General features: G+C 69.3%; 24 protein-coding genes, 1 pseudogene and 1 riboswitch. Of the genes and pseudogenes, 9 read left to right on the top strand and 16 right to left on the bottom strand.

Annotated elements, in window-relative coordinates; translation table 11 throughout:
• Positions 1-32 precede the first annotated feature (32 nt).
• The 3 genes from cysD to SACXIDRAFT_RS03320 are packed head-to-tail and all read left to right on the top strand — an operon-like array spanning position 33 to position 3,006.
• Positions 33-953: a sulfate adenylyltransferase subunit CysD gene (gene cysD / locus SACXIDRAFT_RS03310; RefSeq protein WP_006237055.1), complete on the top strand. Its 921-nt coding sequence runs from the start codon at positions 33-35 to the stop codon at positions 951-953.
• Positions 953-2,227 (top strand): sulfate adenylyltransferase subunit 1, encoded by a 1,275-nt coding sequence (locus tag SACXIDRAFT_RS03315; RefSeq protein WP_006237056.1) that lies wholly within the window; start codon positions 953-955, stop codon positions 2,225-2,227. The genes cysD and SACXIDRAFT_RS03315 overlap by 1 nt, the downstream gene beginning before the upstream one ends.
• Positions 2,224-3,006, top strand: a complete 783-nt coding sequence (locus tag SACXIDRAFT_RS03320) for a sirohydrochlorin chelatase (protein WP_006237057.1) — start codon at positions 2,224-2,226, stop codon at positions 3,004-3,006. Before SACXIDRAFT_RS03315 ends, SACXIDRAFT_RS03320 begins: the two co-directional genes overlap by 4 nt.
• Before the next feature lie 218 nt (positions 3,007-3,224).
• On the opposite strand, the gene SACXIDRAFT_RS03325 is transcribed toward SACXIDRAFT_RS03320, so the two are convergent.
• On the bottom strand, positions 3,225-4,253 hold the full coding sequence (locus SACXIDRAFT_RS03325) for a sodium:calcium antiporter (RefSeq protein ID WP_083840050.1): 1,029 nt from the start codon (positions 4,251-4,253) through the stop codon (positions 3,225-3,227).
• Positions 4,254-4,406: 153 nt separating this feature from the next.
• Between SACXIDRAFT_RS03325 and SACXIDRAFT_RS03330 the strand changes: the two genes are divergently transcribed.
• Entirely contained in the window at positions 4,407-5,183 is a 777-nt protein-coding gene (locus SACXIDRAFT_RS03330) for an enoyl-CoA hydratase family protein (RefSeq protein WP_006237059.1), read from the top strand.
• 56 nt (positions 5,184-5,239) lie between these two features.
• Here SACXIDRAFT_RS03330 and SACXIDRAFT_RS03335 read toward each other — a convergent pair whose 3' ends face one another.
• The 3 genes from SACXIDRAFT_RS03335 to SACXIDRAFT_RS03345 are packed head-to-tail and all read right to left on the bottom strand — an operon-like array spanning position 5,240 to position 6,115.
• Entirely contained in the window at positions 5,240-5,611 is a 372-nt protein-coding gene (locus SACXIDRAFT_RS03335) for a barstar family protein (RefSeq protein ID WP_006237060.1), read from the bottom strand.
• A complete protein-coding gene (locus SACXIDRAFT_RS03340; protein ID WP_006237061.1) occupies positions 5,608-5,892 on the bottom strand; it encodes a hypothetical protein in 285 nt (94 codons plus the stop codon). The genes SACXIDRAFT_RS03335 and SACXIDRAFT_RS03340 overlap by 4 nt, the downstream gene beginning before the upstream one ends.
• Positions 5,879-6,115, bottom strand: coding sequence for a hypothetical protein (locus SACXIDRAFT_RS03345; protein WP_040922025.1), 237 nt, complete (start codon positions 6,113-6,115; stop codon positions 5,879-5,881). The genes SACXIDRAFT_RS03340 and SACXIDRAFT_RS03345 overlap by 14 nt, the downstream gene beginning before the upstream one ends.
• Positions 6,116-6,147: 32 nt before the next feature.
• Between SACXIDRAFT_RS03345 and SACXIDRAFT_RS03350 the strand changes: the two genes are divergently transcribed.
• The gene (locus SACXIDRAFT_RS03350) at positions 6,148-7,113 is read left to right on the top strand and encodes a zinc-binding dehydrogenase (protein ID WP_006237063.1); all 966 of its coding nucleotides are present in this window, start codon (positions 6,148-6,150) and stop codon (positions 7,111-7,113) included.
• A 135-nt stretch (positions 7,114-7,248) separates the two neighbouring features.
• On the opposite strand, the gene SACXIDRAFT_RS03355 is transcribed toward SACXIDRAFT_RS03350, so the two are convergent.
• Together SACXIDRAFT_RS03355 and lepA are read right to left on the bottom strand one after the other, a co-directional pair.
• Complete coding sequence (locus tag SACXIDRAFT_RS03355) at positions 7,249-8,301, bottom strand: nitronate monooxygenase (RefSeq protein WP_040922026.1); 1,053 nt, start codon at positions 8,299-8,301, stop codon at positions 7,249-7,251.
• A gap of 96 nt (positions 8,302-8,397) precedes the next feature.
• A complete protein-coding gene (lepA, locus tag SACXIDRAFT_RS03360) occupies positions 8,398-10,278 on the bottom strand; it encodes a translation elongation factor 4 (protein ID WP_006237065.1) in 1,881 nt (626 codons plus the stop codon).
• A gap of 114 nt (positions 10,279-10,392) precedes the next feature.
• Here lepA and SACXIDRAFT_RS03365 point away from each other — a divergent pair, with 114 nt between their 5' ends.
• Positions 10,393-10,989, top strand: coding sequence for a class I SAM-dependent methyltransferase (locus SACXIDRAFT_RS03365; RefSeq protein WP_040922027.1), 597 nt, complete (start codon positions 10,393-10,395; stop codon positions 10,987-10,989).
• Between the two features lie 9 nt (positions 10,990-10,998).
• Here SACXIDRAFT_RS03365 and SACXIDRAFT_RS03370 read toward each other — a convergent pair whose 3' ends face one another.
• Complete coding sequence (locus SACXIDRAFT_RS03370) at positions 10,999-11,379, bottom strand: VOC family protein (protein ID WP_006237067.1); 381 nt, start codon at positions 11,377-11,379, stop codon at positions 10,999-11,001.
• 183 nt (positions 11,380-11,562) lie between these two features.
• On the opposite strand from SACXIDRAFT_RS03370, the gene rpsT reads away from it, so the two are divergent.
• Complete coding sequence (gene rpsT / locus SACXIDRAFT_RS03375; protein WP_006237068.1) at positions 11,563-11,823, top strand: 30S ribosomal protein S20; 261 nt, start codon at positions 11,563-11,565, stop codon at positions 11,821-11,823.
• Between the two features lie 219 nt (positions 11,824-12,042).
• Here the strand turns inward: rpsT and holA are convergent, their stop codons facing one another.
• The gene (holA, locus tag SACXIDRAFT_RS03380; RefSeq protein WP_006237069.1) at positions 12,043-13,023 is read right to left on the bottom strand and encodes a DNA polymerase III subunit delta; all 981 of its coding nucleotides are present in this window, start codon (positions 13,021-13,023) and stop codon (positions 12,043-12,045) included.
• Positions 13,024-13,138: 115 nt separating this feature from the next.
• Positions 13,139-13,273: riboswitch (SAM riboswitch) on the top strand.
• Positions 13,274-13,284: 11 nt separating this feature from the next.
• On the opposite strand from holA, the gene thrC reads away from it, so the two are divergent.
• Positions 13,285-14,547, top strand: a complete 1,263-nt coding sequence (thrC, locus tag SACXIDRAFT_RS03385) for a threonine synthase (RefSeq protein ID WP_006237070.1) — start codon at positions 13,285-13,287, stop codon at positions 14,545-14,547.
• Here the strand turns inward: thrC and SACXIDRAFT_RS03390 are convergent.
• From SACXIDRAFT_RS03390 to nadD, 7 genes are all read right to left on the bottom strand, one after another.
• Positions 14,441-16,783 carry a ComEC/Rec2 family competence protein gene (locus SACXIDRAFT_RS03390; protein WP_232285241.1) on the bottom strand — a complete coding sequence of 781 codons (2,343 nt, stop codon included), beginning with the start codon at positions 16,781-16,783 and terminating at the stop codon, positions 14,441-14,443. The genes thrC and SACXIDRAFT_RS03390 overlap by 107 nt on opposite strands.
• Before the next feature lie 426 nt (positions 16,784-17,209).
• The gene (locus SACXIDRAFT_RS22200; RefSeq protein ID WP_232285242.1) at positions 17,210-18,052 is read right to left on the bottom strand and encodes a ComEA family DNA-binding protein; all 843 of its coding nucleotides are present in this window, start codon (positions 18,050-18,052) and stop codon (positions 17,210-17,212) included.
• Between the two features lie 404 nt (positions 18,053-18,456).
• The gene (locus tag SACXIDRAFT_RS03400; RefSeq protein ID WP_006237073.1) at positions 18,457-19,305 is read right to left on the bottom strand and encodes a DegV family protein; all 849 of its coding nucleotides are present in this window, start codon (positions 19,303-19,305) and stop codon (positions 18,457-18,459) included.
• A gap of 5 nt (positions 19,306-19,310) precedes the next feature.
• Positions 19,311-20,084: a diglucosylglycerate octanoyltransferase gene (gene octT / locus SACXIDRAFT_RS03405; RefSeq protein ID WP_006237074.1), complete on the bottom strand. Its 774-nt coding sequence runs from the start codon at positions 20,082-20,084 to the stop codon at positions 19,311-19,313.
• A complete protein-coding gene (locus SACXIDRAFT_RS03410; protein WP_006237075.1) occupies positions 20,081-20,692 on the bottom strand; it encodes a histidine phosphatase family protein in 612 nt (203 codons plus the stop codon). The genes octT and SACXIDRAFT_RS03410 overlap by 4 nt, the downstream gene beginning before the upstream one ends.
• Complete coding sequence (gene rsfS, locus SACXIDRAFT_RS03415; protein WP_006237076.1) at positions 20,689-21,105, bottom strand: ribosome silencing factor; 417 nt, start codon at positions 21,103-21,105, stop codon at positions 20,689-20,691. The genes SACXIDRAFT_RS03410 and rsfS overlap by 4 nt, the downstream gene beginning before the upstream one ends.
• Before the next feature lie 71 nt (positions 21,106-21,176).
• Positions 21,177-21,773: a nicotinate-nucleotide adenylyltransferase gene (gene nadD, locus SACXIDRAFT_RS03420; RefSeq protein WP_006237077.1), complete on the bottom strand. Its 597-nt coding sequence runs from the start codon at positions 21,771-21,773 to the stop codon at positions 21,177-21,179.
• A gap of 149 nt (positions 21,774-21,922) precedes the next feature.
• On the opposite strand from nadD, the pseudogene SACXIDRAFT_RS03425 reads away from it, so the two are divergent.
• Positions 21,923-23,149 (top strand): annotated as a pseudogene (locus tag SACXIDRAFT_RS03425) (MFS transporter); the annotation flags it as partial.
• Here SACXIDRAFT_RS03425 and SACXIDRAFT_RS22205 read toward each other — a convergent pair.
• Positions 23,087-24,364 carry a Cmx/CmrA family chloramphenicol efflux MFS transporter gene (locus SACXIDRAFT_RS22205; protein WP_006237079.1) on the bottom strand — a complete coding sequence of 426 codons (1,278 nt, stop codon included), beginning with the start codon at positions 24,362-24,364 and terminating at the stop codon, positions 23,087-23,089. The pseudogene SACXIDRAFT_RS03425 and the gene SACXIDRAFT_RS22205 sit on opposite strands and share 63 nt — an antisense overlap.
• Positions 24,365-24,607: the final 243 nt, after the last annotated feature.

Here is a 24,607-nt window from a genome sequence, read left to right on the forward strand (position 1 = left end):
TCCGGAAGCTTTCGCGCCAAGGAAGGGAATCCATGACCACCGCACAGACCGCGACGGACGCGGCGCGGGACAACCTCGCAGCCCTCGAATCGGAGGCGGTGCACATCTTCCGTGAGGTCGCGGGAGAGTTCGACCGCCCGGTGATCCTGTTCTCCGGCGGCAAGGACTCCACACTGCTGCTGCACCTCGCGATCAAGGCGTTCTGGCCCGCGCCGGTGCCGTTCCCGTTGCTCCACGTGGACACGGGACACAACTTCGAGGAGGTCATCACCTTCCGCGACCACGTGGTGAACACTCACGGCCTCCGGTTGATCGTCGCGAAGGTGCAGGACTGGATCGACGACGGCAGGCTCGAAGAACGCCCCGACGGCACCCGCAACCCGCTCCAGACACAGCCACTGCTCGACACCATCGCCGAGCACCGCTTCGACGCCGTGTTCGGCGGCGGGCGGCGCGACGAGGAACGCGCGAGGGCGAAGGAACGGATCTTCAGCCTGCGAGACGCGTTCGGCCAGTGGGACCCGCGGCGCCAGCGCCCCGAGCTGTGGAACCTCTACAACGGGCGGCACCGTCCCGGCGAGCACGTGCGGGTCTTCCCGCTGTCCAACTGGACCGAGGCCGACGTGTGGAACTACATCGCGAGGGAGGACATCGAGTTGCCCTCGATCTACTACGCCCACCGGCGCTCTGTTTTCCGCCGCGACGGCATGTGGCTCACCGAGGGGCCGTGGGGCGGGCCCCGCGACGGCGAGGAAGTGCGGGAGCTGATGGTGCGCTACCGCACCGTCGGCGACGGCTCGTGCACCGGGGCCGTGGAATCCACCGCCACCACCGTCGAGCAGGTGATCGCCGAGGTCAAGGCCAGCAGGCTCACCGAGCGCGGCGCCACGAGAGCGGACGACCGGCTCTCGGAAGCCGCGATGGAGGATCGCAAGCGGGAGGGGTACTTCTGATGGCACCGCTGTTGAGGCTGGCCACCGCGGGCAGTGTGGACGACGGGAAGTCCACGCTCGTCGGGCGCCTGCTCTACGACACGAAGTCGGTGCTCGCCGACCAGCTCGACGCCGTCGAACGCGCGAGCGTGGACAAAGGACTGTCCACACCAGATCTTTCGCTGCTCGTGGACGGCCTGCGATCCGAACGTGAACAGGGCATCACGATCGACGTCGCCTACCGGTACTTCGCGACCCCGAAGCGGAGTTTCGTGCTGGCCGACACGCCCGGCCACGTCCAGTACACGCGCAATACCGTGACGGGCGCATCCACCGCACAGCTCGCCGTCCTGCTCGTGGACGCACGCAAGGGTGTCGTGGCGCAGACCCGCCGCCATGCGGCCGTGCTCGCCCTGCTCGGCGTCCCGCGCCTCGTGCTGGCCGTGAACAAGACCGACCTCATCGACTACGACCAGGCGGCGTTCTCGGTCATCGCCAAGGAGTTCACGGCACACGCCGTCTGGCTCGGGTACCCCGAGAACGCCGTGCTCGCCGTCCCGGTGTCGGCACTCCACGGCGACAACGTGGCCACCCGCTCGCCGAACATGCCGTGGTATGCGGGGCCGACGCTGCTGGAGCACCTCGAAACCGTGCCGATAGCACCGGACCCGCACGATGCCGCGTTCCGTTTCCCGGTGCAGTACGTGATCCGGCCGCGCACCGCGTCGCACCCCGACTATCGCGGGTACGCGGGGCAGATCGCGGCGGGAACCGTCCGACCCGGTGATGAGGTCGTGGTGCTGCCCTCCGGCCTGCGCAGCACGGTGGATCGCATCGACACTCCGCGAGGTCCACTCGACGAGGCCTGTGCGGGCACATCCGTGACCCTCCTGCTCACCGACGACCTCGACGTCGCCCGCGGTGATCTGCTGGCGTCGGCGACGGCGGCACCTGCCGTGACCGACGAGTGCCGCGCCACACTGTGCTGGCTGTCGGCGAAACCGTTGACGCAGGGGACCAGAGTGCTCGTCAAACACGGCACGCGCACCGTGCAGGCACTGGTGCGGGAACTCCGGTCGCGGTTCGACGAGCAGACGCTGTCCACCGTGGCGGCGCCGGAATCGCTGGGGCGCAACGAGATCGGCTCGGCCACGCTGCGGCTGTCCGAACCGCTCCCCCTCGACGACTACGGTGACAGCCCGCGCACGGGGTCGTTCCTGGTGATCGACCCCGCCGACGGTGACACGCTGGCCGCGGGACTCGTCGGAGAGCGCTTCGCCGCGCCAGGCACATGACCGGACGAGCGGCGCTGGTCGTGGCGGCGCACGGCAGCCGTGACGACCGGTCCCCCGCAACCGTGCGCGACCTCGCCGGCGTGCTGCGGCGGCTCGCCCCTGACCTGGTGGTCCGTGAGGCGTTCCTCGACCTGTCCGAACCCCGGGTGGACGAGGTGCTCACCGGCCTGCACGAACAAGGGCACCGGCGAGCCGTGGTGGTGCCGCTGCTGCTGGCCTGCGCGTACCACGCCCGCGTCGATCTGCCCGCCATCGTCGCCGGGGCGACCTCACGGCTGAGGTCCTCGCAGGTGACGGTGGCCGGTGTCCTCGGCCCCGAAGCCGGGATACAGCAGGTCGCTCTCGACCGCCTCACCGAGGCCGGAGCCGATCTCGGCGACCCGGAACTCGGCGTCGTGCTCGCGGCCGTCGGAACGTCGTCCGCCCCGGCCAACACGGCCGTCGCTGCCCTCGCCCGCGACTGGCAGCGGCGGTACGGATGCCTGGTCAGTCCGGCGTTCGCGAGCGCGGCGCGGCCGGATGTGCCGTCGGCTCTGCGAACGCTGCGAGCAGGCGGGGCCCGGCGGTTCGCCCTCGCCTCCTGGTTCCTCGCGCCGGGTCTGCTGCCGGAGCGCGTGGCGAGGCTCGCGAGGAACGCCGAGCCCGGAGTGCTCGTCGCCGCCCCGCTCGGCGCCGACGTTCGGGTAGCCGACGTCGTGCTCCGCCGCTATGCCGACGCCGCAGCCGATGCCGATGCTGATGCCGCAGCCGATGCCGATGCCGATGCCGATGCCCAATGAATAGCCCCGCCGGTGACGACCCTGGATCGGCACTTCCTGCACCCGTGTCCGCATTTCCCGTACGGGTGTCGGCACTTCCCGTACGGGTGTCGGCACTTCCCGAACGGATTCGGCGCCGTGAGGTGCAAACGCCCGTGCACAGACTGCGGACACGACACCGTGTGTCTCGTGTCCGCACCTCCTGCACGTGTGTCCGCACTTCTTGCACGCACCCCGGTTCAGAACAGAAGTGTGACGACCGCGCCCGCGTAGATCACGGCCAGCAGCACCCCGTCGAAGCCCATCCGCCACCAGCCACCGCGCTGGCGCAACAGCAGCCCTCCCAGCAGAACTGCCGTCATCAGGAGGGCTGCGGTGGTGAGGAACAGCTGATCCGGGGTGGCCGAGTGGAAGAGCGAGCCCGTTCGGTACGCGACGTCGCCGACGACGAGGTTGAGTGTGTCGAGGCTGTTGCCGCCGATGATGGCCGCGATCGCCAGGGTCAGCGCACCCCGCCGTACGGCCGTCACGGCTGTCACCGTCTCAGGAATGGCGTTCACGAGGCCCATCAGCACGCCGCCGACGAAACCCGCGCTCAGCCCGGTGGCCGTCACCAGGCTCTCGGCCGCGCGTGCGACGGCCCAGCCTCCGATCACCACGACAGCCGCGATCAGTGTGAACTCGCCCACAAGCGAGGCGGTGGACCGTGATGCGAAGGCGTCCTGCTCGTCGGGACGGTCGAGCCTCGTATCTCGGGTGGTCACCGCTCGCCACATCGGTTGCCCTCGCGTCCGGATCAGCCTGAGACCGCCGAGGTAGAGCGCCACAAGGACCGGCGAGATGGGATGCACGCCGAGCACGGTGACATCGGGGCTGAACGACCCCAGCAGAGCGGTACTGAGCAACACGATCAGCAGGCACCCGAAGAGTAGATTCTGCTCCGACGCGGCGGCGTGTTCGAGATTCACCCTGCGGTAGGCCGCGTCAGCGGCCACGATCGCGAGAGTCTGCACCGCGATCCCACCAACGGCATTGCTGTAGGCGAGTCGCGGAGCATCGTCCGCTGCGGTGACCGCCGTCATGACGATGCCCGACAAGGACGTCACCAGCCCGAAGAACACCGCACCGAAGAACGCCTCGCCCCAGCCGGAACGGTCGGCGAGGGTGTCGCCGAGGCCAACGAGACGAACGCTGGACAGCACGGTGCCCAGCCCCGACACGGCGAACACGACCACAGCGAGCCAGACCGGCCACAGTGAGAACAACACGGATTCCGAGTCTGGTATAGGGCCACGCTCGGTGCAGCACAGAACGCAGCCGCGCACGACCTGCCGACAGACGTAAGAGAAGTGCCAACACACGTGCGAGAAGTGCGGACACGGCGCAGGAGGCTCGGGACACGGTGTGCCAAGGTGTGGGGCATGGCAGACGAACTGGTGCACTACACCACCGCTGCGGGAGTCGCCACGATCACCCTGGACTCTCCGCACAACCGCAACGCGCTGTCCGCTCAGCTGCGATCGGAATTCGCCGTCGGCCTGGACAGGGCGATCGACGACGACGCCGTGCGCGTGATCGTGCTCGCGCACACCGGCCCCGTCTTCTGCGCGGGTATGGACCTCAAGGAGGCGAAGGGCGCCGGTGCGGGGCAGCAAGGGGTGAATGAGTTCCCCGCGCTGCTGCAACGGCTGTGGACGAGCCCGAAGCCGGTCGTGGCCAAACTGGCAGGCCACGCGAGGGCTGGCGGTGTGGGTCTGGTCGCCGCCACCGACATCGCGGTCGCTGCCGAGAGCGCCACGTTCGCGTTCACCGAGGTGCGGATTGGTGTGGTACCGGCGGTGATCTCGGTACCCGTGCTCCCCCGTCTCAACGCCAGGGCCGCGCACGAGCTGTTCCTCACGGGCGAGAAGTTCGACGCACGGCGCGCGGCTGAGATCGGCCTCCTCAATGCCGCCGTTCCCGCCGACGAACTCGACGCCGCGGTGGACCGCTACGTCACCTCGCTCACGCTGGGCGGGCCCACCGCCCTCGCGGCGACGAAGAACCTGTTGCAGGGCGAGACGGCACGCGCGATGCCCGAGACGTTCGAGCGCATGCTGGCGCTGTCCGCCGAGTTCTTCGCCAGCGAGGAAGGCCAGGAAGGCATCACGGCGTTCGGCGAGAAGCGCAAGCCGAACTGGGTTCCCGAGAGCTCCTGACGCAGCGACGGCGCCCCGGGTCCGCACCATCAGGTCCGGACAGGACCCGGGGTCGCTCAGTCGGCGAGTACCACGGTGAGGCTGCGCCCGTCGCGCCGCCCCTGCCTGGGGTTCAGCGCGCGCTGCGCGTCGGAGAGCACGCCGTGCACGGCGAGGTAGGACCTGGGATCGGCGCGCTTGAGCACGTCGGCTGCGCGCCAGATCAACACGTGCTCGCCGGGCGGAAGCCACGACAGGTCGGTCAGCCCGTCGTAGAACGTGTCGAGGCTGCGACCGAAGTGCTCGGGCAGCGACAGGGCGGAGGCGATCGCGTCGAGCGTGCCGCCGCGATCGGGATACGCCGCCGTGTCCACCACGTGCGGGTACGCGCCCCGAGCGCGCGCCTGGTCGGCGAGCGTTTTCGAATCCAGCTTGGGTCGGACCGTCACGGCTGTTCCACCGCGACGCGCTGCGGGAGACCCTCCCCGCAGGTACCGGCTGACCTGTGCACCGACAACGTCTCCCTTGCCCCGTTGCTCCTACCGTCGTGGTGCGAAACCCCGGTGACGACGCATGCCGCCCCGTTCCCGGGAACGGGTTCCGCGCCCGGCAGGCTACCGCCATGGGGGCCCGGATCGCCAACCCCCAGTGCCTGTTGCGCGAACCACCCCACCAGCGCGAGCACGATCAATGCGATCAGCGCGATACGGATGCGCCTACGAGACAGCATCGGACCTCCCGAGGTCGTCGTCACCACGGGTGTCGTCAGTCGCGTTCCCGCGTGGGGCCGCGAACCGGTCGGCAATGCCGTCAACGCCTCGGTGAATCACCCACGCGGCTCCCGCGCACAGGGGTAGGAGCACGGCGGCCACCAGCACGAACTGAATCGGGAACCACTGCTGCGCGAGCCACAACTCGAAGCCGTCCCACCAGCCGGCCACTCCGTCGAACACCTCACCGAGCGTACGCCAGGTAGGTTGGCGCCATGTTCGCCGTCTACGCCAAAGAACCCAACGCCGACGATCCCCTGGCCTCGCTCGTCGTGGGCGAGCGTGAAGACCCCGACGTACCCGAGGGCTGGGTCCGCGTCTCGGTACGCGCGGCCAGCCTCAACATGCACGACATCTGGACCCTGCGGGGCGTGGGGATCAAGCCCGACCAGTTCCCCATGATCCTCGGGTGTGACGGAGCGGGTGTCCTCGACGACGGGACCGAGGTGGTGCTGCACTCCGTCGTCAACGACCCGGCGTGGCACGGTGATGACACGCTGGATCCGAAGCGGACGCTGCTGACGGAGAAGTACCAGGGCACGTTCGCCGACAGCGTCGTGGTGCCTGCCCGGAACGTGCTTCCGAAACCGGCCGGTCTCTCGTTCACGGAGGCCGCCACGATGGGTACAGCGTGGCTGACCGCCTACCGCATGCTGTTCGTCAAGTCCGGGCTCCGGCCTGGGCAGACCATGCTGGTGCAGGGCGCGTCCGGTGGTGTCGCCACCGCTCTCGTGCAGCTCGGGCACGCCGCCGGGATGCGGGTGTGGGTGACGGGCCGGTCGGAGGAGAAGCGCGCGCTGGCCGAGCAGCTCGGCGCTCACGCCACCTTCGAGCCGGGCGCTCGCCTTCCGGAACGGGTGGACGCCGTTTTCGAGACTGTGGGCAAGGCCACCTGGGCTCACTCGCTGAAGTCGCTGAAGCCCGGCGGGATCGTCGTGGTCTCGGGTTCGACCAGTGGCGGCGACCCGAGCGCCGACCTCCAGCGCGTGTTCTTCCTTCAGTTGCGGGTGGTGGGCTCCACCATGGGCTCGCGGGACGAACTGGCCGACCTGCTCTCCTACGTCGAACTCGCAGGCATCCGCCCACGGATCGGCGCCGAGCTGCCGATGACCGAGGCCGCCTCAGGGTTCGCCGACATGCTCGAAGGCCGCACCGCCGGCAAGATCGTCTTCACGCGGTGACGTGCTGATCGCGACGCGGCGGCTCAGCCGTGCGGCTTTCGCCGCGTCGCTCCCGCACGTGCCGAGGACGGCAAGGACTGTGGAGGGCACCGCAGGCGTGTACCTCGGCCACCGAACGTTGCCCGGCGCACCGCTTCACTCGAAGCGACGTGCCGCGCGGCGCAGCGCCTGCCGGGCGTCCTCCCACAACCTGCCGACGATGTCCTGTGCGGGTCCGCCCTCGGCGAGGGTGTAGGTCTGCCCTGCCCACAGCGACATGGCCTCGGGGTCGCCCGCGCCGCCGGACGCGGCCCTCACGGGCTTGGTCAGCCGATGCAGCTGGGGATAGGCGGCCGGTGCGTGGGCCGAGTGTTCCCGCAGGAAGCGGTTGACGAGTCCCCTCGCGGGGCGACCGCTGAACGCGCGGGTCAGAGCGGTGGGACGACCGCCGTCGTCGAGAGCCTTCCGCGCAGTGGGGTTGGTCCCGGCCTCGTCGGCGCGCAGGAACGCGGTGCCCAGTTGCGCGGCCACGGCTCCGCCCGTCACCACGGCAGCCACATCGGCACCCCGCACGAGCCCACCCGCGGCCACCAGCGGCAGGTCGGTGACGCTCGCGCACAGCCGCAATGCCGCCAGCAGCCCGTACAGCGGCCCTCCGCAGGGGTCGTCGGGGTCGTCGGTGAACACACTGCGATGCCCACCGGCCTCGAAGCCCTGCACGCACAGCGCGTCGGCGCCCACCTCCTGGGCCTGCCGTGCCTCCTCCGGCGAGGTCACCGTGACGACCACCGTGGTGCCCACCTCGTGCAGTCGTTCGACGTCGGAGTCGGAGGGCAGCCCGAAGGTGAACGAGACCACAGGCACCCGCGCCTCGACGAGCAGATCGAGCTTCGCCGAGTAGCCGTCGTCGTCCCAGCGGGGCTCGCCAGCCTCGGTGCCGTAGCGATCGGCCTCCCTGCCGACGCGCTCGACGTACGCACTCAAGTCCACAGTGGATCGAATGCCCGGCACGAACAGGTTCACACCGAACGCGGTGTCCGAAAGACGCCGGACAGTGGCGATCTGCTCAGCCAGTCTCGCGGCACTGAGGTATCCGCCCGCCAGGTATCCGAAGGCTCCGGCTCGCCCCACCGCGGCCACGAGTTCGGGCGTGGAAGGGCCACCGGCCATGGGCGCGGCGATCACGGGCACGCGCAGGCTGTCGAACATGGCACCAGCGTACGAACAACCCCACCGGCCGTGTGACGCGCCCACCGGTTGCCTCCCGTGCCCGGACGCCCATCGGTATGGACCAGCGAGTGGGAGCTACTTCTTGCCCTTGCCCTTGCCCTTGTCGGGCTTGTCGCCCTTGTCGCCGTCACCGGTGGACAGCGCGGCCACGAACGCCTCCTGCGGCACCTCGACGCGGCCGACGGTCTTCATCCGCTTCTTGCCTTCCTTCTGCTTCTCCAGCAGCTTGCGCTTCCGCGAGATGTCACCGCCGTAACACTTGGCGAGGACGTCCTTGCGGATCGCCCTGATGGTCTCGCGCGCGATAACGCGGGAACCGATCGCCGCCTGGATCGGCACCTCGAACTGCTGGCGAGGGATCAGCTCGCGCAGGCGGGTCGCCATGCGGTTGCCGTAGGCGTAGGCGGCGTCCTTGTGCACGATCGCCGAGAAGGCGTCCACCGGCTCGCCCTGCAACAGGATGTCCACCTTGACGAGATCGGCGGCCTGATCACCGGCCTCCTCGTAATCCAGCGAGGCATAGCCACGGGTGCGCGACTTCAGCGCGTCGAAGAAGTCGAAGATGATCTCGGCGAGCGGCAGGTTGTACCGCAGCTCGACCCGGTCCTCCGAGAGGTAGTCCATGCCCAACAGGTGACCGCGCTTGCCCTGGCACAGCTCCATGATCGCGCCGATGAACTCGGACGGCGCGATCACGGTGACCTTGCTGACCGGTTCGCGAATCTCCGCGATCTTGCCCCCGGACGGCCAGTCGGACGGGTTGGTGACGACGTGCTCCGTGCCGTCCTCCATGAACACCTGATACACCACGTTCGGCGCGGTGGAGATCAGGTCGAGCCCGAACTCCCGCTCCAGCCTGGCCCTGGTGATCTCCAGGTGCAGCAGCCCGAGGAAACCGCAGCGGAACCCGAACCCCAGCGCGACCGACGTCTCGGGCTCATAGCTCAGGGCCGCGTCGTTGAGCTGGAGCTTGTCGAGGGCCTCCCGGAGGTCCGGATAGTCGGACCCGTCCACGGGGTACAGGCCGGAGAACACCATCGGAACGGGTTCGCGATACCCGGCGAGCGGCTCCGTGGCCCCCTTGCGTTCCGACGTGACCGTGTCGCCGACCTTCGACTGACGGACGTCCTTCACTCCGGTGATCAGATAGCCGACCTCCCCGACGCCGAGCCCGGCACACGCCTTGGGCTCCGGCGAGATGATGCCGACCTCCAGCAGCTCGTGGGTGGCGCCGGTGGACATCATCTTGATGCGTTCCCTCGGCGTGATCCTGCCGTCCACGACCCTGATGTAGGTGACCACGCCCCGGTAGGTGTCGTAGACCGAGTCGAAGATCAGCGCCCTCGAGGGTGCGTCGGCTTCGCCCTGAGGCGGCGGCACCTGCGCCACGACGTGATCGAGCAGCTCGCGCACGCCCTCGCCGGTCTTCGCCGAGACCCGGAGGACGTCACCCGGTTCGCACCCGATGATGCCCGCGAGTTCGGCCGCGTACTTGTCCGGGTCGGCGGCGGGCAGGTCGATCTTGTTGAGTACCGGGATGATGTGCAGGTCCTTGTCGAGGGCGAGGTAGAGGTTCGCCAGGGTCTGCGCTTCGATGCCCTGCGCCGCGTCCACCAGCAGGATCGCACCCTCGCAGGCCTCCAGCGCCCGCGAGACCTCGTAGGTGAAATCGACGTGGCCCGGAGTGTCGATCAGGTGCAGTACGTGGTCCTGGCCCTCGTGACGCCACGGAAGGCGCACGTTCTGGGCCTTGATCGTGATGCCCCGCTCCCGCTCGATGTCCATGCGGTCGAGGTACTGGGCACGCATCGTCCGTTCCTCGACCACACCGGTGAGCTGCAGCATGCGGTCGGCCAGGGTGGACTTGCCGTGGTCGATGTGGGCGATGATGCAGAAGTTGCGGATGAACTCCGGCGGTGTGAACGTGGCGTCGGCTGAAGGGCGTGGCTGTGTCACTCGTACCTCGGGGTCACTCGTGGCTGGTGAAGTTCATGTTCCCATGCCTCGCCGCGCCGGTATTCCGGGGTGATCCCCGATGCGTGTCCCGCGCTTTCGTGTTGACCTCGAAGTATGAGCTCTCTCGGACAGGTACTCGACCGCGCGTTCGGTCATCCACGCGGACCACTCGGCAGGCTCGGCGGCCTGGTGATGGCCAGGGGCAACGCGGCGACCGAGCACCACGTCGTGTCGATCGCGGCCCCCACGGCGGACGAGACGGTACTCGTCATCGGCCCCGGACCGGGCGTGGGGCTCGCGGCGGTCGCCGAACGGGCACGCACGGTGATCGGTGTCGATCCGTCGCGGGAAATGCTCGAACTGAGCGCGCGGCGCTGCGCAGGCGCGGTGGACGACGGCGTCGTGGTGCTCCGCCACGCGACCGCGGCGAGGACCGGCGCCGAGGACGAGTCGGTGGACGTCGTCCTCGGCGTCAACAATCTCCACCTGTGGGACGACAGGGCGGCTGCGTGGTCGGAACTGCGCCGCGTCCTGCGCCCCAGCGGCAGGATGGTGCTCTCGGCGCACGAGAAGTGGCTCTCCGTCACCCGCCACGAACTCGCGGCCGAGGTGGAAGCAGCCGGTTTCACCGACGTCCAGACATGGACGTGGCAGCCCCCCGGCCCCCTCGCCGGTCTCGCCGTGCAACTGCGAGCCTGGCGAGCGGGATAGGCCGACACGTCACCGGGTGCGGACATCGACCCTGAGAGGGTGGTCGAAGGGGATTTCCACGAGCACGATCCGGGTTCCGTCAGGGTCGGACAGCCACGCCTCGTCGAGGCCCCACGGCTCCCTTCGCGGTTCGCGATCCAAGACGACGCCCTTTCCTTCCAGATCGGCCACCACCGCGGCGAGGTCCCGGACCTGGAGCCACAGGGCGACGTTCTCCGAGGGCCCTGCCTCGCCCCGGCCGACGATTTCGAGGAAACCTCCGCCGAGGAAGAAGACCGTGCCACCGGGGAACTCACGGTAGATCGCCAGCTCGAGAATGTCGCGGTAGAACGCCGTCGTGACGGCGGGATCCTTCGGATTCAACAGGATTCGGCTGCTCAGCACGTCCATGTCTCCACGGTCTCACGGGGGCCTCCGGGGTGTCGCATTCCCCGTGGTCTCGGCGTTGCTAGGCTGTTCAGCTGTTGCCGTGCGGCATTCCGCAAGGGAGGAAACCCGGGGCGATCACACCTCATCACCCGGGGCCGGTTCAGCGCGGCAGCGACAACCGCCGAGAGACGAAGGAGCGCCCACGTGGCCAACATCAAGTCCCAGATGAAGCGCATCAAGACCAACGAGAAGCGCCGCGTGCGCAACCAGTCGGTCAAGTCGGCGATGAAGACCGCGATCCGCCGGTTCCGCGAGGCCGCCGACGCAGGTGACAAGGCGAAGGCCATCGAATTGCAGCGCGACGCCGCGCGCAAGCTCGACAAGGCCGTGACCAAGGGCGTGATCCACAAGAACCAGGCCGCCAACAAGAAGTCGGCGATGGCGCAGCGCGTCAACAAGCTCTGACAGACCCGGTTCGACAGCCCCCGGCGCAGTCGTCTCGGGTTACCGGAGTCGCCGTTGCACCCGCCCTCGGGATGCGATGGCCTTCGGGAGGCTCGGGAACAGGACGCCGGGGGTTCGTCATGCCGGGGTCCCGCCTGGTGCTCAGCGCGGTTCCTGGGTGTCGAGCGGACGCGGGAGCTGATTTTCGCAGGAGAGCCCTGTCTGGGTTCGGCCCCGTGCTCAGCGCTGGTGCCGGGCGGACACGATGTCGAGCACGGCACGCTCCAGAGCGTATCCCGGGTCTGCCGCAGCGCCCTTGACCTCGGCGTTCACCCGCGCGGCCACCCGCATGGCGGCGGCGAGCCCCGCCTCGCTCCAGCCCCGCACCTGGCCCTGCGCTTTGCGGATCTTCCACGGCGGCATACCGAGCTCGCCCGCCATCTGGTTCGGGTTGCCACGGCCCGCTGCGGACACCCTGGCGATCGTGCGGACCGCGTCGGCGAGCGCATCCGCCAGCAACACGTTGGCCACCCCGATCTGCTGCGCCCACCGCAGCGATTCCAGCGCGGCCGCCCGGTCACCGGCCACCGCCTTCTCCGCGACCTGGAAGCCCGTCACCTCCGCCCTGCCCCGGTGGTATCGCCGCACCGCCTCCTCGTCGATCGCACCGCCGGAATCGGCGACCAACTGCGCGGCGGCCGAAGCCAGTTCCCTGAGGTCGGTGCCCACCGCGTCGATCAGAGCCACGACACCGGCCGCGTCGATGCGCCCGCCTGCCCTGCGCACCTCCCCCCGGACGAACGACTCCCGCTCGGCGGGTTTGGTGATCTTCGCGCATTCGGTGACGACAGCCCCAGCCTTGCGTAACGCCGAGGGCAACGACTTCGCGGCCTTGCTCCGCCCGCCGCCGCTGTGGACGACCACCAGCACGATGCCGTCCGCAGGGTCCCTGATGTACGACAGCACAGCGTCGGCGTTGTCCTGACCGATGTCCTGCGCGGCGTCGAGCACCACGACGCGTCCCTCGCTGAACAGTGACGGGCTCACCAGCTCCACGAACTGGGCAGGCGTGAGATCGCTCACGCGCACGCGAGTGGCATCGGCGGTCGGATCGGCGAGGCGGGCGGTGTCGAGTGCCTCCCGAACAGCCCGCTCGACGAGGAGTTCCTCCTCCCCGAGCACCAGGTGCAGTGGTGGCGGCGTAGTGGCTGGACGACTCACGGCTCGATCCTGCCACGAGCGACGTTCCTCGGCGGAGTCGTGGCGGCCTGCGGTGTGGACGCCGTATGCTACGGTCTCGTCGCCGCGGCACGCCCACGGCGGATCACAACCGAATAGCTCATCCAGAGGGGTAGAGGGAACGGCCCGTTGAAGCCCCGGCAACCGGCGTCAGCCTGTCATCTCGGATTCGTGCGAGGTAGCTGACGACATCGGTGCCAATTCCGCCCCGCGTCAGCGGGAAAGATGAGGAAGGACCTCGCGATGACCGTAGTTGTGCCCACTCCCTCCCGCCGCGCCATCGACCTCGGCCCTGCCGTGGAACTCGTGTCAAAGGAGGAGGGACACCGCCAGCCGCTGGCACCGGAGTTCGTCTCGCCGCACGATTTCTCTCCGCTGGAGGTCGCCTACGATTTCGGGCGGGTCCGCAGGGAGGACATCGAGGCGGGGCCGCGCAACATCTGGCGGTACAAGAAGCTGCTCCCCGTTCCATCGGACGTCGAGGACATCCCGAACACCGAGCCCGGTTGTACGAGGCTGGTGCGGGCCGACCGGCTCGCGAAGGAACTCGGTGTGCGGCGCCTGTGGGTGAAGGACGACACCGGAAATCCGACGCACTCGTTCAAGGACCGTGTCGTCGCCGTGGCGCTGGCCGCCGCTCGCGAGTTCGGTTTCGACACGCTCGCCTGTCCCTCCACAGGCAATCTCGCCAATGCCGTCGCCGCAGCGGCGGCCAGGGCAGGCTGGCGTTCCGTCGTGCTGATTCCGTCGTCGCTCGAGCGGGCGAAGGTGCTCACCACAGCCGTGTACGACGGCGCGCTGATCGCGGTGGACGGCAACTACGACGACGTCAACCGGCTGGCCACCCAGCTCGCCGCCGAACACGAGAGCTGGGCGTTCGTCAACGTCAACGTGCGCCCCTACTACTCGGAGGGGTCCAAGACGCTCGCGTTCGAGGTCGCCGAACAGCTTGGCTGGCGGCTTCCCGAGCAGATCGTCGTGCCTATCGCATCGGGCTCCCAACTGACCAAAGTGGACAAAGGGTTTCACGAACTCGGCGAACTCGGTCTCGTGGAGTCCACCCCGTACCGCGTGTTCGGTGCGCAGGCCACCGGATGCTCGCCGGTGTCGTCGGCGTTCCGCGAGGGCCACGACGTGGTTCGGCCGGTCCGCCCCGACACCATCGCCCGCTCGCTGGCCATCGGAAATCCCGCCGACGGGCCGTACGTCCTCGACACCGTTCGACGGACAGGTGGAGCCATCGCCGACGTCAGTGACGACGAGGTGGTGGAGGGCATCCGGCTGCTCGCCCGCACCGAGGGCATCTTCACCGAGACCGCCGGGGGTGTCACGGTCGCGACCGCCAAGAAGCTCCTCGACGAGGGCAGCCTCGACCCTGACGCCGAAACGGTCCTGCTGATCACCGGGGACGGTTTGAAGACCCTGGACGCGCTCGGCGACCGGGTGGGGCCCAAGGCCACCGTCCCGCCGTCGGTGGAGGCCGTGCAAGCCGCGCTGGACGGATGAGTTCCCCAGCGCGGCCCCGCCGCCGTCGCGGCTCCGGTCCTCGCTCGACGACGGCCGGTTGACCACCGTCCATGACCACGGCCGCGTCACCACCGGTGTCAGTCCTCGTCACGAGTGCCCCAGCGCCCGTGAGCATCCGGAGAGTGACCGGACTGGGGTGCCCATAGGTGTTGTCCGCTCCCACGCTGGTGACAGCCACCCTGGGCGACACCGCAGTGAGGAATGCGGGCAGCGTGTACCGGCTCCCGTGGTGCGGCACCTTCAAGATCTCCGCGCGGAGATCGGTCGCCGCGAGCAACTCCGCCTGCGCCGTCAGCTCGACGTCACCGGTCAGCAGGACACGTCCTGCCGGTGTAGTGGCCCGCAGCACCACCGAACTGTTGTTGACCGTGGTGCCGTCGGTGCCGCCAGTGTCGTCGGTGCCGCCGGTGCCGCCTCTGTCTCCGGTGTCTCCGGTGTCTCCGGAAGGCGGATCGACAGGCCCGGCCGGAGCCAGCACCTCCAGCCACAGTTCGGCCCAGACGAGCCGATCACCTTCCGCCAGCTCGACCACCGGAACACCACGGGTGGAGGAACTCTCCAGCACATCCCTCCACGCCCAGCCCGGGGCACGCCCGGGCCCCACGGCCACCGCACCGACGGCGCGTCCGTCGAACACCGCGGCGAGACCACCCACGTGATCGGCGTGCAGATGGGTGAGCACCACCAACGGCACCCTTTCCACATCGAGCCGGTCGAGGCAGCGGTCGAGTGACAGCGGATCGGGCCCCGTATCGACGATCACCGCTCGCCCCGGCTCCCCCGTGGCCAGGACGAGTCCGTCGCCCTGACCCACGTCGCACGCGACGAGCACCCAGTCGTCGGGCGGCCATCCCGGAGTGAGCACCCGCACCGGCAGAGCCAGCACCAACGCCACCGCCGCCAGGAGAACGAACAACGACCGTGACCGGCGGAACCGGAACCCGCAGACCAGGACGGCCACAACGACCACCGCGAGCGCTCCGCCCCACCAACCCTGCGGCCATGGAAGCACCGCGCCGGGAACCGCCGCTGCCCGCCGGGCCACGAGAATCAACCACTCCACCCCCGGACCGGCGAGGCGCACGACCAGCTCCGCGGCGCCAGGCCAGATCGGTGCGAGTATCGCGCCCACGGCGCCCAGCACGGTCACAGGAGCAACGACAGGGGCCGCCAGGAGGTTGGCGACCACGGACACCAGGCTCACCTCGCCCACCATCCCGGCGATGACCGGCGCCGTCGCGAGGAAGGCCACTGCGGGCACCGCGATCGCGTCGGCCACGCCCCGAGGCAGTCCCCTGCGGGCCAGCGTCCGAGACCACGGCGGCGCCACCAGCACGAGCGCCGCCGTCGCCACTACCGACAGCACGAAACCCATGCTCACCCCCATTTCGGGATCGTGGAGGCAGAGCACGCACACCGCCGCTGCCAGCGCGGGCAAGGCGGACCCACGACGGCCGAGGACGAGGGCGAGCAGGCCCACGGCACCCATCACACCGGCCCGCAGGACGCTCGGCTCGTACCCCACGAGGACCACGAACCCGGCGAGCGCGCCTGCGGCGAGCGCGGCAGAACCGCGCGGCCCGAAACGGAAGGCCCGCGCCAGCAACAACACCGCGCCGCACACAATGGCCACATTGGACCCGGACACGGCGGTGAGGTGCGACATCCCCGCGTCGAGGAACTCCTGCTCGACCCGGCCCGGCAGCCCGGTGGTATCGCCCACGACCAGTCCTGGCAGCAGGCTGGCCGATTCCTGGTCGAGTACGCCGGATACATCGCGGAACGCGACCCGCAACGATTCGCCGCCCCGCTGCCACCACGGTGCTTCCCCTTCAACGCTGGGCGGCCCGCGCACGTAACCAACCGCGACCGTCAGCTCGTGAGGACGCGCGGGCGCCAGCTCGGCGCGTGCCGTCACCCGCTGTCCGACGAGCACACCGGCCCACGACTCCGCCGCGCCGAGCAACAACACACGGCCATCCGAATCGATGCGCTCCCCACCGAAGTTCACATGCCGGACATCCACGGGTACGAGCACCGACCGGGTTCCGCCTCGCAGGGAGCCGTACCCACTCGTGTGCACCTGGCGCGGCCGCTCCGCGACCACGGCGGTCAGCATCACCTCCTCCCCTCTTCGCGCCCTCTCCCTGAGCGGATCATGTTCCGCGTCGTACAACCGGACTGCGGTTGGCCACGCCGTGAGCAGTCCGCACATCAGGAGCGCACCGGCAGCCGGTCGCCATCGCGAGCGGTCACAACGTTTCCGTGGGCAGTCCGACCGCTCAGACCGTCCGCCTCGACCGGGGCAGGCAGCTGATCCGGAGCGGCTGGTGCCGTGAGCTCCTCCAGTGGCCTCAGTTCCGCCAACGCCGCTACTTTCGCCAACGCCGCCGACGTCGGCAGCTCCGTCGGTGCCGTCGGTGCCGTCAGCGCGGCCAGACCGGCCGGACCACCGCCACAACGCCATACCGCAGACGCAGCCGGTGGCCCCGCACAGCACGGCAAGCCACCAGCCGCCCAGAAGGCCGAGAATCGTCGCCGCCCACACCGTCACCGCCGCGGGCACCAACCGCCAGTCGTGCCGTCCTATGCTGGTGGGAGCCGGGTGTTCCGCAACCCGAACGATCACGTTTGTTCTCCGTCATCCGACGGATACCCGGTCGCGCAGGCGCGCGAACCGCTTGGCGCCGATACCGTCGATCTCACGAAGTTGCTCGACAGACGTGAACCGTCCATGGCTGTCGCGCCATTCGAGGATTCGCGCCGCCGTCACTTCCCCCACGCCCGGCAGAGTCTCCAGCAACCCTTGATCAGCGGAGTTCAGATCCACCTTCGACGACGTTGAACCGTCTGATGTGGACACGCTGGAGGTGCCTGCCTTGTCCTCCTGGCTCGCACCCGGAGGCGGTGTCACGCCGACGTAGATCTGCTCACCGTCCGAGACCCGGCGCGCCAGATTGACCGTGAGCAGGTCGGCACCCCGCTTCGCCCCTCCCGCGAGCTCGACGGCGTCGGCGACCCGGGCACCGGGTTCCACGGTGATCAGCCCGGGTTCAGCGACCTTCCCGACGACGCTGACCACCAGGGATGTCGCGGTGGCGCTCGCGGGTGTCCCCGCACCCGAGGGAGGAAGATTCGGCACCGAGTTCTGGCGGGCCACGGGTAATGGCGGCGCTCGCTCCGGCTCAGGACCGCTGCCGATCAGCATCGCGGTGACGACACCGAGAACCACCCCTGCCACCGCCGCGACGACCATGGCAGGCCTGCGGCGTGCGGGCGCGCCACCGTGCAGGCCGGGACGCCAACGCTCCACAAGCCTGGCAAGCGGTGTCTCGCCTGACGGTTCGCGATGGCGTGGTGATGGCCTGCTCACCGCCTCCGGACGCTCAGCGTGCCCACTGGCCTCGGCGGCCAACTGCGCGAGCCGCACACGCTGTGGCGGCCCGCCGACGTCGCCAGGACCGGATCGGTCCTCACTGAGCACGTCCACACGGCAAGGGCTGTCGCCGCTGTCCTCTATGCAGTCGCCGGCGTGGCCCGTGCGATCACCGGCCTCGGTTTCCCGAACCGTACGAACAGCACTCACACCGGGAACGCCGTGGACACCATCGACGCCCCCGCCACGGTCCCGATCCTGCTCGTCCATCCGGAACTCGAGATTACGGCGATACTGTACGGACTCTGCTCGCGCTGTTCGGGACATCGTGCCCGTAACCGACGCCGTGTTCTCCGCCGTCGCGTTCCCTGTCGTCTCGACCATGCGTTCGACGCTACGGTGACACGGCTGTTCGGCACGAGAGGATCGCACTGCGCCTGTGGACAACTCCGATCCTGTGGACAACTCGGCCGCGACAGGCGTCCTCGGCTCGACGCGGTGTCACGATCACGTCACCGGAATCGCCGATGCACCACCACACCGACCACACCGGGACCGGTGTGCGCACCGATCACCGCCCCCAACTCGGAGACGACGCATCCCAATGATCCTGACAACCTCTCGTCGAGCCGCGTGGCGATCGCCGCGGCGCGGTCAGGAGCCGCCAAGTGGTGGACAGCGACCGACACCTCGCCGTCACCGGCGGCCTCTTCAGCAAGGTCCACCAAGCGGTTCAGCGCACGGTGTATGGTGCGCACCTTCTCCAATGGACGGATCTCGCCGTCGGTCATGTGCAACACCGGCTTCACCGCGAGCGCGGTGCCGAGCAATGCCGAAGCCGCACCGATCCGACCGCCGCGCCGCAGATATTCCAGGGTCTCCACGACGAAGAACGTGTCCGATGCCTCGGCTGCGGCCACGGCGGCCCGCTCGACCTCCGCGACATCGTGGCCGCGGCCCGCCGCCTCCGCGGCGTCGAGCACGGCGAAGCCCAAGCCCATCGCGATGGAGCGTGAATCGACCACGCGCACGAGGTCGGGCCCCACTTCCTGAGCGGCGAGCAGCGCGGCCTCCCAAGTACCGGACAGCTTCTTCGACAGGTGGATCGACACGATGGCGTCGGCCCCCGCGTCCAGCGCATTCCGGTAAACCGCTGCGAAGGCCGCGGGCGAGGGTCGCGAGGTCGTCACGATCTTCCGCTGCGCCAGCGCGCTCGCCAGTGCCGAGGGGCCGAACTCGACGCCGTCGAGCGAGGAGACACCATCGACGAGGACATGCAGTGGAACGACGGTGATGTCGCTCCGCTCGGCGAAACCCTCGGGCAGATGCGCTGTGGAATCCGTGACAACCGCGACCGGCACGCCGGTCAGCCTACGTGGCCGAACCGGTCGGCGTCGGCAGCGACGGCGCCCTCATGGGTGACCAGCGGCCGGATCAGCTCGGCCATCGCGGCGCCGACCGCCGCGTGCCCTTCCCAGCCCCAGTGCATGCCGTCTGGGTTGCCGTGCCCACCGAAGACATGAGAGGCCACGACGGCCGGCACGTCCAGTACAGGGACGCCTTTGCCTTCGGCCCAGCCCGCGATGGCGGCGGCGGTACGCGGACGCGCGGTCTGCACATGACCGTACGACCGCGCGCGATGCACCGACGGCAGCCAGGCCACCACGGGCAGCGAGGGACGCAGCACACGCAGCGCGGACAGGGCCGTGTCGAGGTAGCGCGCGGTCAGGCGCGGAGGCAGGGCGGAGGGCCGTCCCCGCAACGCGACCGACAGCAGGGGCTGCGCGGCGAGATACGCCCCGCGCACGATGCGCCGAAGCGGATCGGGCCGGAGATAGCGCAAACCCGTGCGCAGGTACGTCGGTAGCGGTGACGGCAGCGTGTCCATGCTGCCCACCGCGAGCACCACGACATCCGTCCGGTGCAACTCCGCCCACACCCGGGGATCGCCGATCATCGACCACCACGCGTCGCGGGCGGTCCACCCCGCTCCCGCGACGAGTTCGGCGCTTCCCCCGAGGGCGCGCGCGGCGGCATTCGGCCACAGCCTCGGATCATCTGCAGGGCAGCCACCTTCGGGGCCGTGGAAGCTCAGCGAGTCACCGAACACGAGAATCCGTGGTGAGCCCGGCTTCGTCACCCGGTGATTCCCGCGTTGTAGGCGCGCAGTCTCCACGTGCCGGCCTGGTGCTCCAGCTCCACCCAATGACAGTTGCCGATGCCCCCGAGCGACGGCCACAACTCGACGGGCAGCCGCAGCAACTTCGCGGTCAGCGCGAGGATCAACCCGCCGTGCGCGGCGAACAGCACGGTGGCAGCTCTCTCGTCGCTGTTGAGCAGGTCGGCGACCACCTCGTGGGCCCGCTCGGCGACCTCGAGGCGGGACTCGCCACCCGGCGGGGCCCACGTCGCGTCGAGCCGCCAGCGGTCGCGCTCGCCGGGCGCGCGCTCGTCCACGGCCGCGCCGGTGAGACCCTGCCACTCGCCGAGATGGGTCTCGCGCAGCCGCTTGTCCAGCCGCAGCGGCAGATCGAACGCCTCCGTCAGCACCGTGGCGGTATCGGTGGCCCTGCGCAGGTCGGATGCGATGACGAGACCGGGCTCGAACCGGGCGAGCGCCGACGCGGCGAACCGCGCCTGTTTCCAGCCGACCTCGGTCAGTGCCGAGTCGAGCTGCCCCTGCATCCGTCCTGCCGCGTTGTAATCGGTCTCACCGTGCCGCCAGAGCACGAGCCGCCGGAGTGTCACGGCGCGTCCGTCCCCTGGTCACCGTCGGCACCTTCGTCGTCCTCCGGCCGCGGTCCCAGCCCTGTCACCTCGATGCGAGGGCAGTCCTTCCACAGCCGTTCCAGACCGTAGAACGCGCGCTCCTCGGTGTGCTGAACGTGCACGACGACGTCAACGTAGTCGAGCAGCACCCAGCGCCCCTCCCTGGCGCCTTCCCTGCGCACCGGCTTGTGCCCCGCGGTGCGCAGCTTCTCCTCGATGTTGTCAACGATGGCCCCGATCTGCCGCTCGTTGGGTGCGGACGCGATCACGAAGACGTCTGTGATCACGAGCCGCTCCGAGACATCGAGCAACACCACGTCGGTCGCCTTCTTGTCCGAGGCCGCTCGTGCGGCCGCGGTCGCGAGGTCTCGGGCTTCGGCCGTCGCTGCCACGGTGCTCCTTACTGAGTAGAACGTATGCCGGAAAAGCCTACCCGCAGCCGGACAACGGGTGCGCCCCGATATCAGCCCTGATCCCGCGTGTACAGCCTGCGTTTGTCGATGTAGCGCACCACACCGTCGGGCATCAGGTACCACACGGGCTCGCCGTTGCGCACCCGCTCGCGACACGCGGTGGAGGAGATGGCCATCGCGGTGACCTCGACGAGGCTCACCCTGCCCTCCGGCAGGTGGTGGCCGTTCAACTGGTAGCCCGGGCGGGTGACACCGATGAAGTGAGCCAGCTCGAACAGTTCGTCCGCGTCGCGCCAGGTCAGGATCTGTTCGAGCGCGTCGGCTCCGGTGATGAAGTACAACTCGTCGTCGGGGTACTCCGCGCGGAGGTCACGCAGCGTGTCCACGGTGTAGGTCTGGCCGCCCCTGTCGATGTCCACCCTGCTGACGGAGAACACCGGGTTCGACGCGGTGGCGATGACGGTCATGAGGTAGCGGTCCTCAGCCTTCGACACCGCCCTGCCCGCCTTCTGCCAGGGCTGTCCCGTGGGGACGAAGATGACCTCGTCGAGCCCGAACCGGTGTTGCACCTCGCTCGCGGCGACGAGGTGACCGTTGTGGACGGGATCGAACGTGCCACCCATGACCCCGAGCCGACGTGCGGACATGGCAACCCACCTTAGACGCTGCACCGGGCCACCGGCGGTTCCGGCGGTCCATGCAATGCAACCACCGTGCCGCTCGGGGCCTTTCCCGGCGCTCACTCCTGTGGCACAGTTCACCACCGGGCGTGGACTGAACCACCGGGAGGGACGACATGACCGGCACGGGTGTGGAGATCACCGGGGAGTCCGCAGGGCGGCACCGGCTGCCGATCAGGACACTGTTCGCCGCCAGTGCGGGCAACGCGCTGGAGTGGTTCGACTGGACGATCTACGCCACCTTCAGCATCTACTTCGCGAGCGCCTTCTTCCCCGGCGATCTCGCGCAGATCAACACCTTCGCCACGTACGCACTCGCGTTCTTCTTCCGCCCGCTCGGCGGGATGATCATCGGCCGATTCGCCGATCTACGTGGGCGCAAACCAGCGATGATCTTCACGATCACGCTCATGGCAGGTGGTTCGGTGATGATCGGTGTGCTGCCGAGCTACGACCAGATCGGGTGGGGCGCGCCGCTGCTGTTGCTGCTCGCCCGTATCGCGCAGGGGCTCTCACTCGGCGGCGAGGTGTCCAACGCGTCCGCCTACCTCGCCGAGGTGGCACCCCCGGAGCGACGTGGCCGGTACTCCTCGTTCTTCTACATCTCCACCGGGACCGCCGTGCTCATCGCCTCCGTTCTCGGCTTCCTCCTCGCCCGTTCGCTGACCACCTCCCAGCTGGAGTCGTGGGGGTGGAGGCTGCCTTTCCTGCTCGGTGGTGTGCTCGGGCTCGTCGCCCTCTGGTTGCGCCGCACCCTCGACGAGACCGAACAGTTCCGCAGCAACGCCTCCGCCGCACGGCGCGTTCACCGGCCGCTGCTGACCACACTGCGGCAGCACCCGAAGGCTGTGGGACAGCTCGTCGGGTTCACGATGCTGTCCACACTGTGCTACTACACCTTCTTCAGTGCGCTCACGCCCTTCGCCGTCAACGCGCGGGGTGCGGACGATGTGGACGTGTTCCTGGCACTGTCCATCGCGACGGCGTTGTTCGTGGCATTGCAGTACCCCATGGGCGCGCTGTCCGACCGGGTCGGCCGCAGACCGCAACTGCTGGTGTGGTCTGCGGCCACAGCGGTTCTGGTGGTGCCGCTGTCGTCCTTCGTGCAGCCGGGGCTTCTCAACCTCCTCCTCGTGTTCTGCGTCGGGCTCGGTCTCTACACCGCGATGACCTCCATCGCGCCCGCCGTCATGAGCGAGTTGTTCCCCACGTCTCTGCGCGGACTGGGCATCGGCGCCTGGTACAACCTGACCGTCGCGGTATTCGGCGGCACCGCGCCGTTACTGATCACGGCGCTGTCGGCGGCCGGCCTTTCCACGGCGTTCTTCGGCTACGTCGCCACGGCGGCGGTCGTCACGTTCCTGGTCGTCTGGCGCCTGCCCGAGACCAGCGGCACCCATCTGCGCTGAGCGGGTGCGGTGAAGGGTCCACGCGGCGAGCGCCACACCGGCGAGGGCGAGCAGTGTGCTCACGAACAACGGAGCCCGTACTGCGGAACCGCCCGCGAGGCCGATGCCTCCAAGCCACGGCCCCACCGCCGCGCCGACGTTGAACGCGGCCGTCGCCAGGCCACTGCCTACCGTCGGCGCCCTTTCGGCCACGGCCAGCGCACGCGCGATCAGCGTCGCGCCCACCGCGAACGAGAGGGCGCCCTGGAGGAACACCGCCGTCAGCGCGGGCACCGGTGACGACATCGTCGTGGCGGGGAAGGCAAGGAACACCCAGCCGGCGACGAGTGCGGCACCGCCACCGACGAGCACGCGCCCCGGCCACGCGTCGGCCGTACGGCCTGCCGCCGTGACTCCGGCGAACGCGCCCAGCCCGAACAGCGCCAGCACCACCGGCACCCACATCGTGGGAAGATCGAGGGCCTCCGTCGCGATCGGCCCCAGGAACGTGAACGAGGCGAACGTGGCCCCGTTGACAAGAGCGCCTGCCAGCAACGTCAGCAGCAGCTTCGGGTCACGAAGTACGGACCATTCGGATCGTGCGCTCGGCTTCGCTTCCGCACCGCCACCGTCCGGCACGGTTCGCGTGATCGCCACGAGCGCGGGCGCGGACAGGGCCGCCACCGCCCAGAACGCCGCTCTCCATCCCCACAGCTGACCGAGCACCGCACCGGCAGGTACTCCGACGACGCACGCGAGAGTGGTCCCCGACAGCAGGATGGAGGTGGCCCTCGCCCTGGACTCCGGCGTCACCATGGCCGCCGCGGATGCCAGCGCGACGGCGAGGAAACCGGCGTTCGCGAGCGCGCCGACCACCCGCGTGGCCACCAGGACGGCGAAGTCGGTGCTCAGTGCCCCGACGACGTGCACGACCAGGAAAGTACCGAGAAAACCCAGTAGGGCTTTGCGGCGCGACCAGCGGAGACTGAGTGTGGCCATGGCCGGTGCGCCGACGATCATTCCGACGGCGAAGGCGGACGTGAGCAGGCCAGCGGTGGCCACTGACACGTCGAGATCGGTGGCGATTCCCGCCACGAGGCCCGACAGCATGAATTCGGAGGTGCCCTGGGCGAACACAGCCAGCCCGAGCAGGTACAACACGTGTGGCACGACGACTCCAGACGACGTCACGGAAAGCGTGGTGACAGTCGGCGTGGATCCGTCCACTACGGACTTCGCAGGGAAACACTCGCACGCCGGGGCATCACCACGAAAGGGCGGAAGCCGAAGCCGGTCGCCACGAGCGACGGTGCGACGTCATTTCCCCGCGAGCGCGAGAGGCAGGCGAGGTTCAGTCGGCACGCGAAGCCACCGGAGCGACCGGTGGCTCGGGTCTGGATGCCTCGGGGCTGG

The organism is Saccharomonospora xinjiangensis XJ-54, assembly GCF_000258175.1.
In the GTDB taxonomy this organism is placed as follows: Bacteria; Actinomycetota; Actinomycetes; order Mycobacteriales; family Pseudonocardiaceae; genus Saccharomonospora; species Saccharomonospora xinjiangensis.

Coding starts and splice junctions, on each gene's coding strand:
- nadD (WP_006237077.1), bottom strand. CDS start 21,773: ATGTCCGCACGTCGGCTCGGGGTCATGGGTGGCACGTTCGATCCCGTC.
- SACXIDRAFT_RS03390 (WP_232285241.1), bottom strand. CDS start 16,783: ATGTGCGGACTGCTCACGGCGTGGCCAACCGCAGTCCGGTTGTACGAC.
- SACXIDRAFT_RS03370 (WP_006237067.1), bottom strand. CDS start 11,379: ATGGACGTGCTGAGCAGCCGAATCCTGTTGAATCCGAAGGATCCCGCC.
- SACXIDRAFT_RS03320 (WP_006237057.1), top strand. CDS start 2,224: ATGACCGGACGAGCGGCGCTGGTCGTGGCGGCGCACGGCAGCCGTGAC.
- thrC (WP_006237070.1), top strand. CDS start 13,285: ATGACCGTAGTTGTGCCCACTCCCTCCCGCCGCGCCATCGACCTCGGC.
- SACXIDRAFT_RS03315 (WP_006237056.1), top strand. CDS start 953: ATGGCACCGCTGTTGAGGCTGGCCACCGCGGGCAGTGTGGACGACGGG.
- SACXIDRAFT_RS03355 (WP_040922026.1), bottom strand. CDS start 8,301: ATGTTCGACAGCCTGCGCGTGCCCGTGATCGCCGCGCCCATGGCCGGT.
- SACXIDRAFT_RS03350 (WP_006237063.1), top strand. CDS start 6,148: ATGTTCGCCGTCTACGCCAAAGAACCCAACGCCGACGATCCCCTGGCC.
- cysD (WP_006237055.1), top strand. CDS start 33: ATGACCACCGCACAGACCGCGACGGACGCGGCGCGGGACAACCTCGCA.
- SACXIDRAFT_RS03330 (WP_006237059.1), top strand. CDS start 4,407: ATGGCAGACGAACTGGTGCACTACACCACCGCTGCGGGAGTCGCCACG.
- SACXIDRAFT_RS03340 (WP_006237061.1), bottom strand. CDS start 5,892: ATGCTGTCTCGTAGGCGCATCCGTATCGCGCTGATCGCATTGATCGTG.
- SACXIDRAFT_RS03365 (WP_040922027.1), top strand. CDS start 10,393: ATGAGCTCTCTCGGACAGGTACTCGACCGCGCGTTCGGTCATCCACGC.